Origin of the sequence: Streptomyces coacervatus, assembly GCF_029223485.1 — a bacterium.
GTDB classification, from domain to species: domain Bacteria; phylum Actinomycetota; class Actinomycetes; order Streptomycetales; family Streptomycetaceae; genus Streptomyces; species Streptomyces coacervatus.
Map to the genome: position 1 here is coordinate 418,234 of NZ_JARHTP010000009.1, position 19,525 is coordinate 437,758.

At 70.4% G+C, this 19,525-nt stretch carries 17 protein-coding genes; 7 read left to right on the forward strand and 10 right to left on the reverse strand.

Going from position 1 to position 19,525, the window contains the following annotated elements:
* The first annotated feature begins 51 nt into the window (after nt 1-51).
* The 5 genes from P2Q00_RS24265 to P2Q00_RS24285 are packed head-to-tail and all read left to right on the forward strand — an operon-like array spanning nt 52 to nt 6,454.
* Nucleotides 52-2,472 carry an ATP-binding SpoIIE family protein phosphatase gene (locus P2Q00_RS24265; protein WP_275774783.1) on the forward strand — a complete coding sequence of 807 codons (2,421 nt, stop codon included), beginning with the start codon at nt 52-54 and terminating at the stop codon, nt 2,470-2,472.
* A gap of 2 nt (nt 2,473-2,474) precedes the next feature.
* The gene (locus P2Q00_RS24270) at nt 2,475-3,419 is read left to right on the forward strand and encodes a LacI family DNA-binding transcriptional regulator (protein ID WP_275774784.1); all 945 of its coding nucleotides are present in this window, start codon (nt 2,475-2,477) and stop codon (nt 3,417-3,419) included.
* Nucleotides 3,420-3,468: 49 nt separating this feature from the next.
* Nucleotides 3,469-4,713, forward strand: coding sequence for an ABC transporter substrate-binding protein (locus P2Q00_RS24275; RefSeq protein ID WP_275774785.1), 1,245 nt, complete (start codon nt 3,469-3,471; stop codon nt 4,711-4,713).
* Nucleotides 4,710-5,630, forward strand: a complete 921-nt coding sequence (locus P2Q00_RS24280; RefSeq protein ID WP_275774786.1) for a carbohydrate ABC transporter permease — start codon at nt 4,710-4,712, stop codon at nt 5,628-5,630. Before P2Q00_RS24275 ends, P2Q00_RS24280 begins: the two co-directional genes overlap by 4 nt.
* A complete protein-coding gene (locus P2Q00_RS24285) occupies nt 5,627-6,454 on the forward strand; it encodes a carbohydrate ABC transporter permease (protein ID WP_275774787.1) in 828 nt (275 codons plus the stop codon). The genes P2Q00_RS24280 and P2Q00_RS24285 overlap by 4 nt, the downstream gene beginning before the upstream one ends.
* 6 nt (nt 6,455-6,460) lie before the next feature.
* Here the strand turns inward: P2Q00_RS24285 and P2Q00_RS24290 are convergent, their stop codons facing one another.
* The 10 genes from P2Q00_RS24290 to P2Q00_RS24335 form a co-directional block, all read right to left on the reverse strand.
* Nucleotides 6,461-7,162, reverse strand: a complete 702-nt coding sequence (locus tag P2Q00_RS24290) for a gamma-glutamyl-gamma-aminobutyrate hydrolase family protein (RefSeq protein WP_275774788.1) — start codon at nt 7,160-7,162, stop codon at nt 6,461-6,463.
* The gene (locus P2Q00_RS24295; protein ID WP_275774789.1) at nt 7,159-8,649 is read right to left on the reverse strand and encodes an aldehyde dehydrogenase; all 1,491 of its coding nucleotides are present in this window, start codon (nt 8,647-8,649) and stop codon (nt 7,159-7,161) included. Before P2Q00_RS24295 ends, P2Q00_RS24290 begins: the two co-directional genes overlap by 4 nt.
* A gap of 133 nt (nt 8,650-8,782) precedes the next feature.
* Nucleotides 8,783-10,240: an APC family permease gene (locus P2Q00_RS24300; protein ID WP_275774790.1), complete on the reverse strand. Its 1,458-nt coding sequence runs from the start codon at nt 10,238-10,240 to the stop codon at nt 8,783-8,785.
* A gap of 226 nt (nt 10,241-10,466) precedes the next feature.
* Nucleotides 10,467-11,093: a TetR/AcrR family transcriptional regulator gene (locus P2Q00_RS24305; protein ID WP_275774792.1), complete on the reverse strand. Its 627-nt coding sequence runs from the start codon at nt 11,091-11,093 to the stop codon at nt 10,467-10,469.
* A gap of 37 nt (nt 11,094-11,130) precedes the next feature.
* Nucleotides 11,131-11,976 (reverse strand): fumarylacetoacetate hydrolase family protein, encoded by an 846-nt coding sequence (locus P2Q00_RS24310; RefSeq protein WP_275774793.1) that lies wholly within the window; start codon nt 11,974-11,976, stop codon nt 11,131-11,133.
* Between the two features lie 11 nt (nt 11,977-11,987).
* Nucleotides 11,988-12,893, reverse strand: a complete 906-nt coding sequence (locus P2Q00_RS24315) for a 3,4-dihydroxyphenylacetate 2,3-dioxygenase (protein ID WP_275774794.1) — start codon at nt 12,891-12,893, stop codon at nt 11,988-11,990.
* On the reverse strand, nt 12,886-14,349 hold the full coding sequence (locus tag P2Q00_RS24320; RefSeq protein WP_275774795.1) for an aldehyde dehydrogenase: 1,464 nt from the start codon (nt 14,347-14,349) through the stop codon (nt 12,886-12,888). The genes P2Q00_RS24315 and P2Q00_RS24320 overlap by 8 nt, the downstream gene beginning before the upstream one ends.
* A gap of 98 nt (nt 14,350-14,447) precedes the next feature.
* Nucleotides 14,448-15,260, reverse strand: a complete 813-nt coding sequence (locus tag P2Q00_RS24325; protein ID WP_275774796.1) for an acetoacetate decarboxylase family protein — start codon at nt 15,258-15,260, stop codon at nt 14,448-14,450.
* A 14-nt stretch (nt 15,261-15,274) separates the two neighbouring features.
* Nucleotides 15,275-16,483 carry an NAD(P)/FAD-dependent oxidoreductase gene (locus tag P2Q00_RS24330; protein ID WP_275774797.1) on the reverse strand — a complete coding sequence of 403 codons (1,209 nt, stop codon included), beginning with the start codon at nt 16,481-16,483 and terminating at the stop codon, nt 15,275-15,277.
* Nucleotides 16,484-16,488: 5 nt separating this feature from the next.
* Nucleotides 16,489-16,677, reverse strand: coding sequence for a ferredoxin (locus tag P2Q00_RS24335; protein ID WP_275774798.1), 189 nt, complete (start codon nt 16,675-16,677; stop codon nt 16,489-16,491).
* Nucleotides 16,678-16,845: 168 nt separating this feature from the next.
* Here P2Q00_RS24335 and P2Q00_RS24340 point away from each other — a divergent pair, with 168 nt between their 5' ends.
* On the forward strand, nt 16,846-18,201 hold the full coding sequence (locus P2Q00_RS24340; RefSeq protein WP_275774799.1) for a glutamine synthetase family protein: 1,356 nt from the start codon (nt 16,846-16,848) through the stop codon (nt 18,199-18,201).
* A 34-nt stretch (nt 18,202-18,235) separates the two neighbouring features.
* A complete protein-coding gene (locus tag P2Q00_RS24345) occupies nt 18,236-19,519 on the forward strand; it encodes a cytochrome P450 (RefSeq protein WP_275774800.1) in 1,284 nt (427 codons plus the stop codon).
* Nucleotides 19,520-19,525: the final 6 nt, after the last annotated feature.

The window sequence follows — 19,525 nt, forward strand, 5'->3', positions numbered from 1 at the left end:
CGGCGCGCACGCTGGGTCTGTGAGGACCCTCACCGCGCGAATAGAGCGAGAATGGCCACTTACGATCAAGGAGACGGTCACCGCAGGTGGTCAGCCGATGTCGCGACGGTCACCGTCGGCCTGGACGGCATCGTCACGGGATGGAGCGAGGGCGCTCGGCGGCTGCTGGGCCACCGCGCCCCGGATGTCGTAGGCCGCGCCGCGGCCGATCTGCTCCTGGGCCGGGAGGCTCTCCAGGCGGCGGGGCTCGCCCTCACCGGCTCCCGGGAATGGAGCGGTACGGCGGCGCTGCGGCACCGGGACGGCCACCGCGTCGAAGTGACCCTGCACGCCCATCCGTCGCTGGGCGGCGACGGCACACCCCAGGGATTCGTCGTCACGGTCACCACCACCCCCGCCGATGCCGGGCACGACCGCACGATGATGGAGTGGGCGTTCGCACAGGCCTCGATCGCACTCTCCGCCTACTCGACCACGTCCCGCTCGTGGCATCTCAACCCGGCCGCGCAAGGCGGCGAGCAGGCCCCCGGGGCGGAGAGCGGGCGGCTCACGGCCACCCCCGCCGACGAAGGCTTTCTCCGCTGCGTCCGCCGCGTCGCCGAAGAGGGCACACCGATGCGCTACGAGCACTCCGCCCCGGAACCGTCCTCAGCCTCCGCCTCCGAGCGCCACCGCGACCGCATCTTCGAGCTCTGGCCCGTCCGGGATCCCGCCACCGGCGAGGTCGTCGGCGTGGGCACCGCCGCATTCGACAGCAGCGACCAGCACTCGGCCCGCCGGCGGCTGGCCCTGCTGCAGGAAGCGGGCACCTGCATCGGCACCACCCTGAACGTGACCCGCACCGCCAAGGAACTCGCCGCTCTCGCCGTCCCGCGGCTCGCCGACTTCGTCAGCGTGGACCTGCTCGACTCCGTGCTGCGCGGGGAGGAACCTGTGCCCGGCCCGGTCGACGCGACCGTGGTGCTGCGCAGGGTCGCCCACCGGTCCGCGTCCGCGGGCGAGGCGGTGGCCGAGGCGGCCGTCGACCTCGGCGGGATCGACTCCTACCCCCCGTTCTCGCCTCCCGCCCGCTGTCTGACCGCCGGGCGACCGGTGCTCAGCGGCGCCGACGACCCGGACTTCGTCCGCTGGATCGCCGGGCACGAGTCACGCAACGCGGCGGTCCAGGCGTACGGAATCCACTCCGTCATGGCGGCCCCGCTGCGCGCCCGCGGCATCACCCTCGGGGTCGCGGTCTTCGTCCGGACCGAGGGCTCGCCGCCCTTCGAACAGGACGACCTGATGCTCGCCGAGGAACTCGCCGGCCGGGCGGCCGTCGGTGTGGACAACGCGCGCCGCTACACCCGCGAGCGCACCAACGCCCTCACCCTCCAGCGCAGTCTGCTCCCCCGTGACCTGCCCAAACAGGCGGCCGTCGAGGTGGCGTCCCGCTATCTGCCGGCCGGCCGGGGCGCGGGAGTGGGCGGCGACTGGTTCGACGTCGTACCCCTGTCCGGCACCCGCGTCGCCCTGGTCGTCGGCGACGTGGTCGGGCACGGCATCCACGCCTCCGCCACCATGGGGCGGCTGCGCACCGCGGTGCGCACGCTCGCCGACGTGGACCTGCCGCCGGACGAACTCCTCACCCACCTCGACGACTTGGTCATCCACCTGACCGCGGACGACACGGTGGACGGCGGGGTCCGGGACGACACCGGCGAGATCGGCGCGACCTGCCTCTACGCCGTCTACGACCCCGTCTCCCGCGTCTGCACCCTGGCCAGCGCGGGCCATGTCCCACCCGCCGTGCTGCTGCCCGACGGCACGGTCAGCGTCGTCGACCTCACCCCCGGCCCGCTGCTCGGCGTCGGCGGGCTGCCCTTCGAGGCCACCGAGCTGGAGCTGCCCGAGGGCAGCCTGCTGGCCTTCTGCACCGACGGTCTGATCGAGGCGCGCGACCACGATGTCGGCCTCGGTCTCGAACGGCTCTGCGAGGCCCTGGCCAGCCCCGTTCCCTCGCTCGAGGTCACCTGCGACACCATCCTCAAGGCCCTGCTGCCCGACAGCCCGGCGGACGACGTGGCCCTGCTCCTCGCCCGCACCCGCGCCCTGCACGCCGACCAGGTCGCCGCCTGGTCCCTGCCGTCCGACCCCGCGGTCGTGGCCGATGCCCGCGCCCAGACCTCCCGCCAGCTCGCCGCCTGGGGACTTGAGGACGTCGCGTTCGTCACCGAGCTGGTGGTGAGCGAGTTGGTCACCAACGCCATCCGCTACGGGGCCGTACCGATCGGGCTCCGGCTGATCCGGGACCGGACCCTGATCTGCGAGGTGTCCGACGCCAGCAACACCGCCCCGCATCTGCGCCGGGCCCGCACCTACGACGAGGGCGGGCGCGGGCTGCACATGGTCGCCCAGCTGACCCAGGGCTGGGGCACCCGGCAGACCTCCGTGGGCAAGACCATCTGGGCCGAACAATCACTCCCGGCCGGCTGACCATGGCCGGGCACACCCGCGACGAGGGCTTTGGCGGGGCGACGCACACGCTCGGGCTGCTGTACCCGCCGGCCGGCCGGGGCCGCGCCTACACCACCATGCAGCTCGCCTTCGTCGGAGGGGTCGCAGAAGCCGCCACCGCCCAGGGCTACGACCTGCTGCTCTCGCCCGGCGAGCGGTACGACGACCCCTCGTTCCTGCGGATGATCGGGGACCGGCGGGTCGACGGAGTGATCGTCATGGAGATCCGCCGGGAGGACGACCGCGTCGAGCGGCTGGCCGAGGAGGGCTTCCCCTTCGTGGCCATCGGCCGCAACCAGCGGGCCGACGCGGCGGGCTGGGTCGACCTCGACTTCGCCGGCCTGGCCGGCGGCTGTGTCCAGCACCTCGCCGACCTGGGACACACCAGGATCGCCTTCGTCAACCGGTCCGAGCGGCTCTTCGACAGCGGGTACGGGTTCGCCCGGCTCGGCGACGAGGGCTACACCGAGGCGATGAAGAAGCTGCTGCTCACCCCCCGCGCCTACCTCTGCGGCGACGACCTCGCCTCGGGGGAGCAGGTCGTGGAGCGGATCCTGCTGGACGACCCGGCCACCACCTCCCTGGTCACCCTGAACGAGGCGGCCCTGGAGGGCGTCTACCGCGGTCTCACCCGGCACGGCCGCAGTGTGCCGCGCGACTTCTCGGTGGTCGGCGTGGCCGCCAGCCCCTGGGCCGAGCAGGTGACCCCGGCGCTCACCGCCGCCGAGATACCCGCCAAGGAGATGAGCCGGGTCGCCGTCGACCTGATGATCCAGCGGCTGCGCTCACCCGACTCGCCGCCCCGGCACGTCCTGCTGAAACCCCTGGTCACCCTGCGCGCCAGCACGGGCCGCTGCCGTCCGGTGCCGGGTTCGGAACCCGAGGCCGACTTCTCTGATTTCCCCGATTTCGGCATAGATTTCTGATACGTCGGTTTCTGCGTCCCGATCACCGACCCCCCCTGGGAGCCGCCCCATGTCGTACCCCCTCGACCGCCGCGGCTTCCTGCGCACCTCGGGCACCGCGGCGACAGCGGCTGCCCTCGGCCTCGGCGGCACTCTGACCTCCTGCAGTTCGGCCGAGTCGGGTCCGGTCACCCTCACCTGGTGGGACTACTTCACCCTGGACACCTTCCAGCCCGGAATGAGACGCCTGATCAGGGATATCGAGGCCGGGGTCCCGGACGTGAGGATCGAGCGGCGGACCTTCCCGTTCGCGGAGCTCGACCGGCAGATCGCCCTGGCCGCGATCTCCGGCGATCTGCCGGACCTCGCCATCGTCGACAACGTCGCCATGAACACCCTCGGCGGCAACCATCTGCTCGCCGATCTCACCGCCAGGGTCGAGAAATGGGGACAGGCCGACCAGTACTACAAAGGCCCCTGGACCGGCTGCCAGGTCGGCGGGAAAACCCTCGGCATCCCCAACAACAGCAACTGCCTCGCCCTGTACTACAACACCGCGATGCTCAAGTCCGCCGGCCTGAAACCCCCCACCACCTGGGACGAACTGGCCTCCGCCGCCCACCGGCTGACCAGCGGCAGCCGCTACGGCCTGGCGCTGAGCGCGATCAAGACGGAGGAAGGCGTCTTCCAGTTCCTGCCGTTCCTGTGGCAGGCGGGCGGCGACCTGGACACCTTCGCCACCTACGGCGCCACCGCGCTGTCCTTCCTCGACGACCTGATCGCCAAGGGCTCGCTGTCCGAACAGTGCGTGGGCTGGACCCAGCAGGACGCCAACACACGCTTCCTCGACCAGCGCGCCGCGATGCAGATCAACGGCCCCTGGCAGATCCCCACCCTGAAGAAGGCGGCCTTCGACTGGAACGTGGTGGCCCTGCCCCGCGACAAGGCGGCCGCCACCTGCCTGGGCGGCGAGAACTGGGTGGTGATGGCGAGCAGTAAGCACGTCGACAAGGCATGGGAGGTCCTGGAGTACACCCAGCGCCCGTCGGTGCTGGTGCCCTACCTGGTGTCGTTCGGCGAACTGCCCGCCCGCAAGGACCTTGCCGACCAGGGCACTTGGGCCTCCGATCCGGCCCTGCGGCTCTTCCTCAGTCAGCTGCCGCTGGCCCGCCCGCGGCAGTACGGCGCGCACTACGCGGAGGCCTCGCAGGCCGTCGCGGAGGCGGAACAGGCCGTACTCGCCGGGTCAGCGTCCCCCTCCGCGGCGGCGAAGACCGCGGCCGTCAAGATCGACAAAGCCCTGGGCAAGCAGTGAGCCGGCCGCTGTCCCCGTCCGCACGCCGCCGGCGCGAGGGCTATCTGTTCTGCCTCCCGGGAATGCTCTTCCTCGCCCTCTTCCTGGCCTACCCGCTCCTCTACAACGTGTGGACGTCGGTCCACGACGTCGACCTGGGCCAACTGCTCGGCGGGGCCGAGCGGTTCAACGGCCTCGCCAACTACCGGACCGTGCTCGACGACCCGGCCTTCTGGCACTCCGTACGCCTCTCGCTGATCTTCACTCTGGGCTCGCTGCTGCTCCAGTTCACCATCGGCTTCGCCCTGGCCCTGCTCTTCGCCCGCCCGTTCCCGTTCAACGGCCTGCTGCGCTCGCTCCTGCTGGTCGCCTGGCTGCTCCCGCCGGTGGTCAGCGGCACCCTCTTCCGCTGGCTGCTGGACGCCGAGTCCGGCGCCTACAACGCCCTGCTGAAAGCGGTCGGCCTGGGCGCCCTCTCCCACGACTGGCTCACCGACCCGTCCACCGCCCTGGCGGGCGTCGTCTTCGCCAACATCTGGGTCGGGGTGCCCTTCAACATGCTGCTGCTCCTGGTCGGACTGCACACCATCGACCCCGAACTCCACGAGGCCGCCGCCCTCGACGGCGCGGGCGCCCGGCAGCGCTTCCGCCACATCACGCTCCCGCTGATGCGGCCGGTCTCGGTGACCGTCCTCCTCCTCGGCCTCGTCTACACCTTCAAGGTCTTCGACATCATCTTCGTGATGACGGGCGGCGGCCCCGTCGACGCCACCCGCGTCCTCTCCCTCTACGTCTACGAGGTCTTCTTCGCCTTCTTCCGCTTCGGCCAGGGCGCCGCCGCCGGCCTGCTGCTGCTCGTCGTACCGCTGCTCGCGGGCGTGCTCTACGTACGACGGCTGCGCCGCGAGGAAGAGACGTCGCCGGGCGGTGCCGTATGAGGCCAAGAGTCCACCCCTGGGTGCTCACCGCGACCGCCGCCGTCGTCACCGCGGCCTTTCTGCTGCCGGTGTACTGGATGGCGAAGACCAGCCTCACGCCGCCGGACCGTATCCAGGCCCCGACCCCGCAGTGGGTGCCCACTCCCGTCACCGGCCAGAACTACTCGACGGCACTGGGCTATTCGGGACTGACCAGGGCCCTGCTCAACAGCCTGGTCATCTCCTGCGGAGTGGTGGCGCTCACCCTGGTCCTCGGTGTCCCGCTCGCCTACGCGCTCGCCCGGATCCGGATGCGCGGCTCGGGCGCCATGGTGCTTGCGCTCCTGGTCGCCCAGCTGCCGCCCGCCATCGTGCTGGCGGCACCCCTGTTCATCCTCGAAAGCCGGGCCGGCCTCGCCGACAGCTACCCGGGCCTCATCCTCGCCGACACGACACTCACGCTCCCCTTCACGGTGATCGTGCTGCGTCCCGTGCTGCGCAGCGTGCCGCCCGAGTTGGAGGAGGCCGCCCAGATCGACGGCTGCGGACTGCCGGGTGTGCTGCTGCGCGTCGTCCTGCCGCTGATGGTGCCCGGAGTGGTCGCGGCGGCCGGACTGTCCTTCCTGATCGGCTGGGGGGAGTTCCTCTTCGGCCTCACCCTCGCCCAGGGGCCCGACGTCCAGCCCGTCACCGTCCTGCTCAACTCCTTCGTCGGACAGCACGGAACGTCCTGGGGCGCCCTGATGGCCACAGCCACCCTCATCAGCATCCCGGTGGTCTGCGTCTTCGCCGTCTTCCAGCGCTTCATCGTGGGCGGGCTGACCGCGGGCAGCGTAAGGGGCTGACGACCCTCAGGCTCCGTCCCGGGCCGCTCGTACCAGGGCGTCGAAGATTCCCTGCTGAGCGGAGTCCTCGTGGGCGGTGTCCTCCGGGTGCCATTGAACGGCCGTGAACCACCCATGGCCGCCGGGGAGTTCGAGTCCCTCCACGGTGCCGTCGGCGGCCCGTGCCGTGACCGTGAGGCCCGCGCCGGGGCGGTCCACCCGCTGGTGGTGGTAGCAGGACGCCTCCACCTTCTGTACGGCCGTGGCCTGCTCCAACAGGGTGCCGCACTGAACCGCCACCGGGTGCACCACGTGCCGGTGTGCGCGTTCCGGGCCGCCCATGTCCTGGTGCAGGGTGCCGCCGAGGGCGACGTTGACGACCTGGAGGCCGCGGCAGACGGCGAGCAGCGGCAGGCCCAAGTCCAGTGTCCGGCGGGCGAGTCGGAGGTCGAAGGCGTCCTGGAGGTCGTCGACGTCGTACACGCTGTCGTGGGTGTCGGTGGCGCCGTAGCGGTGCGGGGCGAGGTCGCCGCCGCCGGGGAGGAGGACGCCGTCGAAACGGGCGAGGCGTTCGCCGACCTCCCCGGCGGCGGGATGGATGCTCGCCGGTTCGCCGCCCGCCCGCCACACCGCCTCGATCAGCGCACGGGCGTTGACCTCGGCGGCGTACCGGAGGGCGGAGGTCGTCGCGGAGAAGCGGGCGGGTATCGCGATCAGGGGCCGGTTCACAGCTGGATCCACGTGGTCTTCAGCTCGGTGTACTTCTCGATGGCGTGGACGGACTTGTCGCGGCCGTTGCCCGACTGCTTCATTCCGCCGAAGGGGACCGTCAGGTCGCCCTCCTCGTAGCAGTTGACCCAGACCGTGCCGGCCTTCAGCGCGCGGGAGACCTTGTGAGCCGTCGACAGGTCGGAGGTCCACAGGCCGGCGGCGAGACCGTACTCGGTGGCGTTGGCCAGCCGTACCGCCTCGTCCAGGTCGTCGAAGGCGAGGACGGACAGCACGGGGCCGAAGATCTCCTCGCGGGACAGACGCATGCCGGGGGCCACGTGGTCGAAGACGGTGGGACGCAGGAAGCTGCCGCCGGTCCCGACCAGTGTGCGCTCGCCGCCGACGCGCAGCCGCGCGCCTTCCTCGCGGCCGGTGCCGATGTGGTCGAGGACGCGCTCCAGATGGCGCTCGCCCACCATCGCGCCCATCTCGGTCGCCGGGTCCAGCGGATCGCCGACCCGCAGCTCCCGGGCCCGGGCAACGATCGCCTCGGTGACGCGTTCGGCGATGGAGGAGTGCACCAGCAGCCGGGAGGGGGCGGTGCACATCTCGCCCTGGTTGAAGAAGATGCCCCAGGCAGCGGTGGCGGCGGCCCACTCCAGGTCGGGGGCGTCGGGAAGGATGATGTTCGGGGACTTGCCGCCCAGTTCGAGCCAGACGCGCTTGAGGTTGGAGTCGGCGGCGTAGTGCAGGAAGTGGCGGCCGACCGCGGTGGAGCCGGTGAACGCCAGGACATCGACGTCGGGATGGAGCCCGATCGCCCGCCCGGCGACGGGGCCGTCACCGGTCACGACGTTGAGCACGCCCGGCGGCAGCCCGGCCTCGGTGCCGATCCGGCCCAGCAACAGCGCCGAAAGCGGCGAGTTCTCCGACGGTTTGAGTACGACCGTGCAGCCCGCCGCCAGCGCCGGGGCGACCTTCCAACTCGCCAGCGTCAGCGGGAAGTTCCACGGCACCACGGCGCCCACGACACCGGCCGGCTCGCGGGTGATCAGCGCGAGGGCGTCCTGGGAGGTGTGGGGCGACTCGTCGGTCAGCTTGTCCGCCAACTGGCCGTACCAGCGGAAGGTGTTGATCGCGGCACGCAGTTCGATCTCGTACGCGTCGGTGATCGGCTTGCCCATCTCCAGGCTGATGGTCAGGGCGAGCAACTCCCGCTGTTCTTCCAGCAGTTCGGCGATGCGCAGCAGGATGCGACCGCGGTCGGCGGGCGCGAGGCGCGGCCAGGGTCCGGAGTCGAAGGCCCGGCGCGCGGCGGCCACGGCCAGATCGACCTCCGCGGGCCGGGCGTCGGCGACCTCGCGCAGGACCTGCCCGTCGCGGGGCGAGACGACCGCGAACGCGGTTCCCCCGCCCGGCTCGTCCGTCCCGTCGATGTGGTGCGCGCCGGGCAGCTCCAGATCCTTGGCACGACGCAGCAGGCCGTCGTGGGTGAGGGCCGACATCAACTCTCCTATGCGTGAAGGTACGGTGCGTGAGGACTTGCCTTGATGACCGGGCCGACGGCGGCACCAGGGGAGTGGTGCCGCCGTCAGCCTTGTGAGCCTTGTGTCGGAAGTCGGACGTCGAGCGGCGAGGTCAGTCCGTGGCGGCGGGCCGGTCACGGGTCAGCCGCGCCACGCCGAGCCCCAGGACCAGCACCGCGGGGACGGTGAGCTGGAGCCAGACGGCGGTGGTCCGGTCGCCGCCGATGAGCGTGGTGAAGTTGTCGATGATCAGCCAGATCGCACCGGCGATGCCGAGTGCGCCCAGAACCGGTGCGACCACCGTGTTCCACCGCCGGGTGTCGGCGCGTGAGCGGCGGAAGAAGAACACCACCGAGACGGAGGTCAGGAAGTACAGGAGCATGATCGCCAGTACGGCGACTCCGCTGAACCAGGAGAAGAGCGTCAGCACCGGGTCCTTGCCCAGGACCGCGAACGGCATGACCAGGGCCACCGCGATCACCGTCTGGACGATGCCGGCCAGCCAGGGGGAGTGGCGCCGGTTGAGCGTGGACAGCCCGTGCGGCAGCAGACCCTCGCGGCCCAGGGAGAACAGATAGCGGTTGGCCGAGTTGTGGAAGGCGAGGATGCCGGCGAACAGCGAGGTGGCCAGCAGGATCGGCAGCACGTCGCCCGCCCACCCGCCGAACTGCGCGGTGATCGGCGCGAACACGAAGGACGTGGCGTCGCCCGACCCCAGCGCCTTGCCCGCATCCGCCGTCGCCTTCGAGGCGCCGTGCGCGGAGACCAGCATCCACGAGGTGAAGGCGAAGAATCCGGTGATCACCGCAACCGACAGGTAGGTGGCACGCGGGACCGTCTTCTTGGGCTCCCGCGCCTCCTCGCCGTAGATCGCGGTCGCCTCGAAGCCGAACATCGACGCCACCGCGAACATCAGCGCCACGCCGGGGGCGCCCTGGAGCGCGGCGTGCGGCGAGAAGCTGTCGCCGAAGCCGAGCCCCTCCGGACCGCCGCCCTTGGCGAAGGTCACGAGGGCGAAGGCGATCAGGATGCTGAACTCCGCCAGGACGAAGACGGTCAGCACCTTGGCGCCCATCTCGATCCCGGCCGAGCCGAGGATCTGGACGACCACCATGGTGACCAGCGTCCACACCCACCACGCGATGTGTACGCCGGCGTAGTGCTCGACCAGACCGTTCACCGTCGCGCCGTAGAGCCCGTACATGGCGGCCTGGACCGCGCAGTAGGCGAAGAGCGCGACGCCGGCGCTGCCGGAGCCGGTCGAGCGGCCCAGCCCCTTGCCGATGTACGTGTAGAAGGCGCCGGCGTCCACGACGTGCCGGCCCATGGCGACGAAGCCGATCGAGAACAGCAGGACCACGAGGCCGGCCGCGAGATAGGCGGCGGGGGTGCCGGCGCCGTTGCCTATGGCGACGGCGATGGGGACGGCTCCGGCGATGCCGGTCAGCGGGGCCTGGGCGGAGAGGACGAAGAAGAGGATGCCCAGGACGCCGAGGGAATCGGGCTTGAGCCGGCCTGTCATGGATGAATCTTGCGCGGTGTGCGGGGTGACCGCCGTCTGACTGTCCATTCGGATCACCTGTCGGGACGGGGAGGGACGGATTCGTTTAGGGTCAAACGAGTTGCCTCATGGTGGGCTGGAACTATCCGTTTGACAAGGGGCTGCGCGAAGATTTCCCCGCGGTTGGTGGTTTCTTACAGGGCCGTAATCCGGGCAGCCAGGGCTGTAATCCGGGCAGCAGCGAAAGGCCCCGGGCGAAGAATGCCCGGGGCCTCGAAATGCGCAGCTCAGAGGGTCATGCGTGGGCCTCGCCGCTGCCGCTGCCGTCGCCAGCGGCGTCGAGCAGCCGCAGCAGGGCGCGCAGCTCCTCCAGTGCGGAGTCCGTGACCTCGGGCTCGGCGAAGACGAGCTGGTGCAGTACGAGGCCGTCGAGCGCCGCGAAGACCAGCCGGGTCAGCGCCTTGTCCGCGCCGGCCGGGAGCATCCGGCTCAGCTCGCGCTGGGTGGCGTCGAAGTACTCGTCGTACAGCTCGCGCAGATGCGGCAGCAGCTCCGGCCGGCGGCGCGACTCCAGCAGCAGTTCGTACTGGAACGCCTGGGTGTCCGGATCCGCCGTGACCATCTCCGACAGCCCCACCGAGAAGTCGGCGACCTTGCCGGTGCCCGGTTCGAGGGAGCTGGTGCTCAGCGAGGTGCGGATGGTGTGGGTGAGGGCCTCCTCGATCAGCGCGTCGCGCGAACCGAAGTGGTGCACGACCAGGCCGTGGGTGACCCCGGCCTCCTCCGCGACGGCCCGGTAGGTGAGCTTGCGCAGTCCGCCCCGCGCCACCACACGTACGGCGGCGTTCAGCAGGGCCTCGCGCCCTTCGCCGTACTGGAGGCGCTTGCGTGGCTTGCTTCGGCTCTCGGGGGCGTCGGTCATGCCGGTGACACTACCTGCCCCCTTCCCTGCCGGGATGTCAGCGCCTGGGCGGGCGGATGCCGCGGAACTCCCAGTCGCCGCCGAGCGCGGTGGACAGCACCTCCTCCGACTCGGTGGGCTGGGCGCCGACATCGGTGCGGACCGGGGTCGGGCCGCTGACGATGTGGTTGGTGAGCCTGCCGAGGCCCTCCACCTCGACCTCGACGATGTCGCCGGGCTGTACGGGGCGGGAGTTGGCCGGGGTGCCGGACAGCAGCACGTCGCCGGGGTGGAGGGTGATGGTGCGGGCGATGTCGGCGACGAGGTAGTGCATGTCCCACTGCATCTCGTCGGTCGAACCGTCCTGTACCACCTCGCCGTTGACGTACGTGCGCAGGCTCTTGCCGTGGAAGTCCCAGTCGGTGACCAGTCCGGGGCCGAGCGGGCAGAGGGTGTCGGAGCCCTTCACACGGAGCATCGAACCGGCGTCGGTGTCGCGGAAGTCGTGCAGCCCGTAGTCGTTGGCGATGGTGTAGCCCGCGATGAACTCACCGGCTTCGGCAGGGGAGATGTTCCGCGCGGTCTTCCCGATGACGATGGCGACCTCGCCCTCGTAGTTGAGCCATTTGCAGCCCTCGGGGCGGACGACGGCGCCCTTGTGGGAGTTGAGGGCGGAGGTCGGCTTGTGGAAGTACGTGGGCGTGTCCGGGAGTTCGATCCGGAACTCGTCCACGCGGCTGCGGTGGTTGAGGTGGACGGCGATCACCTTCGACGGCACGACCGGTGGAAGGTGCTGCGCCTGCTCCGTCTTGACGCGGCGGCCGTCCCCGGCGACGAGTTCGTCCCCGTCGACGGTGACCTGGACGGCGGCGCCGTCGAGGAGGATGCGGCGGTATTCGGGCATGGCGGGCCTTCCTAGGGGAGTCGGTGAGGGGTGCCGGTCCAGCCGTCGGCCGGGCGGTCGAACCACAGGTGCACCTGGCCGGTGCCGACGGAGTTCTCGTACTCGCCGTACTGGCGGGCCTTGGCGACACAGGCCTGTTCGCCCAGGGCGCCGGCCATCATCAGGTAGTGGAAGAACTTCGCCTCGGGCTTGTGCTTCCAGAACTCGTCCATGGTGTCGAGGACCTTGTCGTGCCGGCCCTCCTTGAACCAGGCGATGCGCTCGTAGTCCGCCTCGCGGGCCTCGGGAGTGCGGATGTGCACGGGGTCGCCGGCCTCGTGGTCGCGCAGCTCGCGCAACGGCCAGAAGGTGTGCGACAGCGCACCGGAGGCGATGAGCAGCACCCGCCGCCCGGGAGTGGCGGCGATCCCGTCGGCCAGCGCACGCCCCAGCCGCAGATGGTCCTCCATGTCACCGGTCTGGCAGACACCGATGGTCACCCACCGCTTGTCCGGCAGCCCCTCGCCGAGGTACTTCCACAGATTGATGGTGGCGTAGTAGATCGGCAGGTACTCGTCGTCGATCGCGGTGATCCAGGTGCCGTGCTTGTCCGCGAACTTCTCGATGTTACGGGCCAGTTCGGGATCGCCCGGGAAGTCGTACGGCATCCTGCACATGCCGCGCGGCAGCTCCTCGGAGGTGAACAACCCGGCCCGGCGCTGCTGGGCCGTGACGACGAACTCGACCGTCGTGGCCCAGTGCGAGTCGAGAACGACGACGGTGTCGTAGTAGTCCCGCTCGAAGACGTCCCTACGGAGCTGCTGCAGCCCGGTGACGAGGGTGATCTCCTTGCCCTCGTTGAGCTCCAGCCGGTCTGCCTCCGGCAGGACGATGGTGGGGACATGGGCGAGCAGCCCGGCCCCGACGATCTCACCCATGGTTGCGGCTCCATCCGTTCGGGGCGGTCACGGTGTTCTTCAGGTCGCAGTAGAAGTCGAAGCTCCAGGTGCCGCCCTCGCGTCCGACACCGGACAGGCGGGAACCGCCGAAGGGGGCCTGCAGATCGCGTACGAAGAAGCAGTTGACCCAGACCGTGCCCGCTACGAGCTGCGCGGTGACCCGTTCGGCGCGCTCGGGGTCGCCGGTGACGAGCGTGGCGGCCAGCCCGAAGCGGGTGTCGTTGGCCAGACGGATGGCCTCGTCCTCGCTGCTGAAGGTCTGCAGGGTCAGCACCGGCCCGAAGACCTCCTCCTGCACGATCTCCGAGTCCTGGGCGACATCGGTGAGCAGGGTCGGCGCGTAGTACTGCGCGTCCTTACGCTGCCCGCCGATGACGACACGCGCCCCGTCCGCCACCGCCCGCTGCACGAAGCCGTCGATCTTCTCCAGCTGACGGGGGTGGATGTTGGGCCCTATGTCGGTGCCCTCGTCCCGCGGATCACCCTGCGTCAGCTGCCCGGCCTTCTCCACGAACCGGCGCGTGAACTCCTCGGCGACCGTCTCCTCGACGAGGAACCGGGTGGCCGCGAGGCAGACCTGCCCGGCGTTGTCGTACTGCTCCACCGCGAGGTCGACGGCGAGGTCCAGATCGGCGTCGGCGAACACCAACAGCGGTGATTTACCGCCGAGTTCGAGGCCGAGCGGGGTGAGGTTGGCGGCGGCCGACCCCGCGATCCGCTTGGCCGTAGGCACCGAACCGGTGAAGCTGATCCGGCGCACGTCCGGGTGCGAGGTGAGGGCGTCGCCGATCTCGGAGCCGTAGCCCTGGACGACGTTCAGCACTCCGGCGGGCAGCCCCGCCTCGGCGGCGATGTCGGCGAGCAGGGAGGCGGTCAGCGGAGACCACTCGGCGGGCTTCAGCACGACGGTGTTCCCGGCGGCGAGCGCCGGGGCGACCTTCCAAGTGGCCAGCATCAGCGGGGCGTTCCACGGAGTGATCAGTACGCAGGGACCCGCCGGATCCCACGACACGTGATTCGTGTGGCCACGCGTCTCGAAGTCCTCGTGGCCGAGCTTCAGCAACCAGTCCGCAAAGAACCGGAAGTTGTGCGCCACACGCGGCATCACACCCCGCCGGTGCGAGCGCAACAGGGCGCCGTTGTCGGTGGTCTCGACGATCGCAAGCTCTTCGAGCCGCTTCTCCACACCGTCGGCGATGGCATGCAGAATACGGGCGCGCTCGCCACGGGAGGTGGCGGCCCAGCCGGGGAAGGCGGCCTTGGCGGCAGCGACAGCGGCTTGGGCTTCGCCGGGTCCACCACGGGCGATCTCCCCGAGAACGGCACCGTCGATCGGCGACGAATCGGCGAACGTCTCGGCAGAGGCGACACGTCGACCGCCGATCCAGTGCCGGGTATCGACGGATACACCGCCAACAATGATCTTGTCAGCCATAAGAAGGGCTCCTATCAGACGAGGGGGAAGGGCGACGTACTTAGGGGCGCGGGGAACTGCGCGATCAACCACAACGAACCCGCAGCGACCCACCGACCTCACTCGGCAGACGCTCCGGACACCCCCGACTCCAACAACCGCCCGCCGTCCCAAACCACGCCGACTTGGCGGTAATACGCAGCGATGGGCTCCCGAATCTCCAACCGAGCCAACTCCTCCGTAGGTGCCTCAAAAAGCTCCAACTCGGCTTCCCCGACCCACGGTTGACCACCTTCGAAGGCAGCCGCCCCGGTCTCGATCAACTCGTCGAGAGCAAGCCCCTTACCCTTCTCGATCGAGGGCAGCCAGCGGTGGTGGGCCATGGGGTGCCCATTGACGAACCCGTTCGTCGACGACGGCTCCCGCAGGGTCACGACGGCCTGGGCGAGCCGCCGGTCCGCCGCAGCGAGCGTCGCCCCGAACCGGGCCCCCGCCGAGATCCGCGGAGCGGGCCCGTACGGATGCGGACGCGTCTGATGAATGGACCCCAGCTTCTTCGGATATCCCTGGTGCAGCCCGCGCGCGATCGCGAAGTCCTTGTCGACCCAGATGTACACGCACCGCGAGTACGTCTGCCCCCGGTACTTGCAGCGGACGACCGCGAAGGCCTCCTTGTACTGGGAGAGCACCGGGTCGAGCAGCTCCGCCCCCGACTCCGAGCAGGACTGCCAGTCGGCCCAGATCAGCGCGACCGCGCCGGGATCCTCGTCGGCCAACTCCAGGGGTTCCGGCAGCAGTTCACGCACTCGCGCCGGATCGGTCCGGTATTCGACGGTGAGCAGATCACCCGAGTAGTGCCACGGCGGCGACGGAATCAGCGACGAGGCACCGCTCGCCGTCTTGGGGTGGAAGTATCCACGGACGGTGGTCATGATCAGCGGGTTCCTTACGCGGTGAGGGCGGGCTGCTTGAGCAGTTCGGCGCGGTGGCGGGCGGCGCCGGACACGGCGGCGGGACCGCCCAGCGCCACGACACCGACCAGCCGGCCGCCGGCGTGATAGCCGACGAGGACGTCCCCCTCGGGGTGGCCGTCGAGGACCCGGACGTCGCCGAGGCCGAGCAAGGGCGCGCCGAAGGACTGGAGCCGGAAGTCGTGCTGGTCGCTCCAGAAGGCGGGCAACGGAGCGAAGGGCGCGGGCTCGGCCTCGGCGCCGGTGAGATGGGCGACCAGCACCTTCGCCGCGTGCTTGGCGGTGTCGGTCGGGATGCACCAGTGCTCGACCCGGCGCGGTACGCCGTCGTAGCGGGCGTTGGGGAAACGGGCCACATCGCCGACCGCGACCACGTCCGGCCTTCCGCCCACCCTGAGCTGTTGGTCGGTGAGCACGCCGTCGGACAGATCGAGCCCGTTGCCGTCCAGCCATTCGGTGTTCGCGAGCGAACCGACGGACTCCACGACCACGTCGGCGGGCAGCACGCTCCCGTCGTCGAGCACCACACCCGTGACGCGGTCCTCGCCCTCGAACCCGGCCACTCCCGTGCCGAGCGCGAAGCGCACCCCGCGCTGTTCGTGCCGTTCGAGCAGCGTGCGCCCCAGCAGCTCGCCGAGCGGGCCGACCATGGGCAGCGGCAGCGGATCGACTACGGTCACCTCCCGCACGCCGAGTCCTACGGCGGTGGCGGCCACCTCGCAGCCGATGAACCCGGCGCCGACCACGACCACCCGTACCCCCGGCCGGGTCAGCTCGTCCCGCAGGCCCTGCGCGTCGGCGAGGGTGCGGACCGTGTGGCGGCCGGCGAGCGGGCCGGGGCAGCGCAGCCGCCGCGGGCGCATACCGGTGGCGACGACCAGACCGTCGTAGGAGAGCGCCTCGCCGTCGTCGAGCTCGACGATCCGTTCGGCCAGGCGGGAGGCGACGACCTTGGTGCCGAGGCGCCACTCGGCGTCGGCCACGCTCGCGCGGGGGCGGAAGGCCAGCGACTCGAAGGGCGCCTTGCCGGCGAGCACCTCCTTGGAGAGCGGGGGCCGGTTGTAGGGCATGTGCGGTTCGTCGCCGATGAGCGTGATCGCCCCGCTCCAGCCCGCCGCGCGCAGCTGCTCGGCGGCGCGCAGGCCGGCCATGGAGGCGCCCGCGACGACAATGCGTCCGGTCATGGCGCTCAGTCCTCGATCCGGATGGCCTGCAGCGGGCACACGTCGGCGGCTTCCTCGACCTCGTCGCGCAGCGCGTCGTCCGGGTCGGAGACGTAGGCCAGGTGCCCGTCGTCGTCCAGCGAGAAGACGTCGGGGGCCGCGAAAACGCACTGGCCGTGGTCCTGGCACTTGTTCATGTCGACGACGACCTTCATGGCAGACCCTCCTGGATCTCGTTTGACTTCAAACAACATAGGAAGCCGCCTGGCCCTGGTCAATACCTGTCCAGGTGGATAATTTTTTGGTGCCGACCCCTTGCGGGAGGCTGGAGCCGTTCTTATCGTTTGGCATCAAACAACATGCCGGCCGTCGAGGAGACAACGGTGAGCGCATCCGAAACACCGGACGTCCGTCAGTACCAGGAGCGGCTCGCCGCCGAGGGCATCGACGTGGTCCGGGTGACCTATCCCGATCTCATCGGCACCGACCGGGCCCGCGACGTCCTGCTGGACCAGCTGCCGACGGCGTGCGAGCACGGGCTCGCCTTCTGCCGGGCCGTCTACCACACCTCACCCCAGGGGGACGTGGTCCCCGTGGCCGGCGGCCTGGACGCAGGCCTGCCCGACATCAGCGTGCGCCCGGACCTCGACACCCTGGTCGCGCTGCCCTGGGAGCCCGGGGTCGCTGCCTGTCTGGGCGACGTCATCGACCCGGCGACCGGGTCACCCGCCCCCGAGTCGCCCCGCGACCTGCTGCGCTCGGTCCTCGCCCGGTGCGCCGAGCAGGGCCTGCGCCCGATGGTCGGCCCCGAACTCGAGTACTTCCTGTGCGAGGAGGACCCGGCCTCCCCGAGCGGATGGAAGCGGTACTCCGCAGCCACCGGCGTGGTCTACACGGCCGGCCTGCGCGCCGACCCCGACAACCATCTGCTGCGCACCCTGCGCCTGCTCCGCGACCTCCGCCTCGGCGTCACCAACGGCAACCACGAATTCGACGGCGGGCAGTTCGAGATCAACCTCACCCACTCCGAGGCCCTTGCGGCCGCCGACCGTGCCTTCCGTTTCAAGGCAGCCGTCAAGGAACTCGCACGCAAGGAGGGCCGACTCGCGACCTTCATGGCCAAGCCGTTCAACGACGCCGGCGGCTCCGGCTTCCACCTCCACCTGTCCTGTCAGGACGACCGTGGACGCAACGCCTTCGACGACCCGGCGGGCGCGTACGGCCTTTCGGCCACCGCCCGCCACGCCCTCGCCGGTGTTCTCGCCCACGCCCCGGCCCTCGCCGCCCTGGCCAACCCGACCGTCAACTCGTACAAGCGCTTCGGCCCGGACACCCTCGCGCCCTGGCTGATCGACTGGGGTCTGGACAACCGCAGCGCCATGGTCCGCATCCCGCCCGAGCGCGGCTTGGGCGCCCGCCTGGAACTGCGGCTCGGCGACGCGAGCGCCAACCCGTACCTGCTGATCGCGGGCACGATCGCCGCCGCGCTGCTCGGGGTCCGCGCAGGAGAAGAGCCGCCCGCCCCGCTGGAGGGCTACGGCTACGACACCGCACGCGCCGCCGTGCTGCCGATGAGCCTGCCCGCCGCCCTCGACGCGCTGGAGGCGGACACCGCCCTGACCGAGCTGCTCGGCAAGGACTTCACCACCTCATACCTCAGCTACAAGCGCAACGAGGTCGAACGCTTCGGGCGGCACGTCACCGACTGGGAGTTCACCGAGTACGCCTACCACCTGTGACGTGCCCACCACCTGTGCAGTTTGGGAGCCACCGATGACCGAAACCCTGACCGCCGCCGTGCACGAGCCGATGCCGCTCGCCGACGTCGACCTCGCGAACCTCGACAACTTCACCGACGGCATCACGCCCTGGCGGATGTTCCACACGCTGCGCCACCACGACCCGGTGCACTGGCAGCCGGAGGAGGCCCCCAACTCCGGTTTCTGGGCCGTGACCCGGCACGCCGACATCGCCCGCGTCGACCGTGACGCGGAGACCTTCACCTCGACCAGGTTCGTCAACCTGGAGGAGGTCGACGACGACCAGATCAAGAAGCGGGCCTCCATCCTGGAGCTGGACGGTGTGCGCCACCGGGCCCTGCGCAGCCTGATCCAGCGGCAGTTCGGCGCGGGCGTCATCAACGGCTACAGCGACTTCCTGCGCGGCCTGACCGCCACCACCCTGGACACGGCACTGGCCAAGGGCAGCTTCGACTTCGTCGCCGACGTCTCCGCCGACTTCCCCATCAACGTCCTCGCCCGGCTGCTGGACGTGCCGCCGCAGGACAACCAGAAGCTCATCGACTGGGGCAACCGGATCATCGGCAACACCGACCCCGACTACGCGGACGTACTGCTGCACAGCGCGGAGAGCGAGAAGTACCGCGACCTGCCCTTCCGCTCACCCGCCTCGCTCGAAGTCTTCGACTACGGCCGCGAGCTGGCCCGGCAGCGGCGCGGAGGGGACGGCACCGACCTGGTCTCGCGGCTGGTCAACACCACACCGCGCGACGGCGTCCCGCTCTCCGCCCAGGACTTCGACAACTACTTCCTGCTGCTGGTCGTGGCCGGAAACGAGACCACCCGGCACACCATCACGCACTCGATGCTGGCCCTGCTGCAGCACCCCGAGCAGCTGGCCCGGCTTCGGGAGGACCCGTCGCTGATCCCGGTCGCGGTCGAGGAGTTCCTGCGCTGGGCGTCGCCCGTGTACCACTTCCGCCGTACCGCCACCAAGGATGTGGAGCTGGGCGGCAAGCAGGTCAGGGAGGGCGACAAGGTCGTCATGTGGTTCGCCTCCGGCAACCGTGACGAGGAGGTCTTCGGCAACCCCTACGACTTCGACGTCGCCCGGCAGAACAACGACCACGTCACCTTCGGCAAGGGCAGCCCCCACCTGTGCCTGGGCAATCTGCTCGCCCGCACCGAGATCCGCATCCTGTTCGAGGAGCTGATCCCGCGGTTGGCGGACATCCGCCTGGCCGGCGACGTCCCGCGCGTACGGTCCAACTTCGTCAACGGGATCAAGAAGCTGCCCGTCGAAGTGGCCCTGGCCTGAGCGGTC